This is a genomic window from Prevotella sp. TF12-30 (genome assembly GCF_003436715.1).
Taxonomy (GTDB): domain Bacteria; phylum Bacteroidota; class Bacteroidia; order Bacteroidales; family Bacteroidaceae; genus Prevotella; species Prevotella copri_A.
The window spans coordinates 42,828-44,410 of record NZ_QSQJ01000035.1 but is presented as its reverse complement, the minus strand read 5'-3'; the positions used below and the strand labels follow the sequence as shown (position 1 = coordinate 44,410).

At 32.3% G+C, this 1,583-nt stretch carries 2 protein-coding genes; both read right to left on the bottom strand.

The window, feature by feature from the left end:
- Positions 1 to 136: 136 nt before the first annotated feature.
- Positions 137 to 619, bottom strand: coding sequence for a hypothetical protein (locus DXD25_RS12300; RefSeq protein WP_117663765.1), 483 nt, complete (start codon positions 617 to 619; stop codon positions 137 to 139).
- Between the two features lie 151 nt (positions 620 to 770).
- Entirely contained in the window at positions 771 to 1,511 is a 741-nt protein-coding gene (locus DXD25_RS12295; protein WP_117663764.1) for a hypothetical protein, read from the bottom strand.
- Positions 1,512 to 1,583: the final 72 nt, after the last annotated feature.

Below are 1,583 nucleotides of genomic sequence, written 5' to 3'. Positions count from 1 at the left end.
AGTTAAGAACAAGCCTTGACACAGTTTAAATTACACCCCCAATATTTCTTACACTTACCAACCACGATACTGTCAACTAACAACCGATTGAATTTAGATTTTGACTAAATCCAATCGGTTGTTTAGCGATAGTTCTTTATTTTGATTTACAAATCAATCTAAACACAACCAAAAACAAGCCTAGAATAAGTGGTGGAAGAAAAGAATACTTTTTATCAATCCAATTATAAAATAGATTAACAAATGAAAACATAGTCATCATCAATGAAAGTATTCCCGTTGCAGTCACCACATAATCATTTATCCGTTGTAATAGTCTATGTCTATACTTTGAATCTAAGTAAGAACGAAAACCATTGTTCATCTTTGCAACTTCTTCGCCTTTGGTGGTAATCTGAATTCCTCTTTTATTTGTTCTAATTAACCCATGTTCAACTTCAAGACATTTGAGCACACTTTCTGTATAAAGATTATGTTCCGTCTGCTCGTTCTCTCCTAAAGAAAACTCGTGCTTCAATCTATTCCACACATAATCTGTTAGGGAAGAACCATTTTTCTCTAAAAGGACACGAAGAACAAAAGTTTTCCACTTATCCAAATCGTAGTAGTCATTTTCCATTTTCAGTTCTTATTCTTCTACCAGGAGGAAGTCATGCACAACCGGAGATTTACCCATTCCTCTCACACCTATGATTTTGGCAATAAACTGACACGAGTAAATAAACTCTATTTCCTCTTAATAGTGTAATCTTTATAAAGCATATATCTCTTTATATTTCTTCGAGATTTTTATTTATAGTTTCCCTATCATTCCGTTTTGAGTTGAAGGTATCTATATATTTAATAAAAATTCTTCTCATATCGCTTATTTCTACATATATTGTGCCACCTTCGGCTTCATATTTATCAAAGAAGCAGCATTTATCCTTTGCGACACCTTGCAACTCAAAGCCATCTCCCTCATAATATGGTTCAAGGAATGTTCTTCCAGAGTCTATACATTTGTATTTAGCCCTATATGATTTCACAATATTCAGAAATTCAGACTTCAAGCTATACCAAGAGTTTTCTTCATCAAAGATAACGTTAACCATATAAATATTATTTGTCTCAGGCGTTGAATGCAGAGTGACTATAGCTTTACGATCCATGAATTTGCCAGACATAACATATCCATTTTTACGAAAATCTATCGTTTCAAAACCTTTCTTTCTAAGATCAAGCATAACCAAATCAACAGCATCGTTTAATTCAATTCCCATAAATCTGATATGGGTCTTTGATTCTTTTACTAAACGAATAGAATCCTCTATAGCTTGTCGTCTCGCTTTTTCTTGCTTTGCTATATCACGTGCCTTACGAACAGAATCATTATGATGTTGATATTTTGAGTTTAATGCCTTTCTATATTCAATCGTCATTTTCTCTATATCGTCGCCTTGAAAATTTACATAACTACATTTCTTCAAGAACTTGTTTACTCTTTTGTTACACTCTTTAGATAAAATCATAAGTAAGTGATCTAAATTATTTATATATATCAGTACTAATATGGTTCATTTTCCGTTTTATAGAAAAAGTAG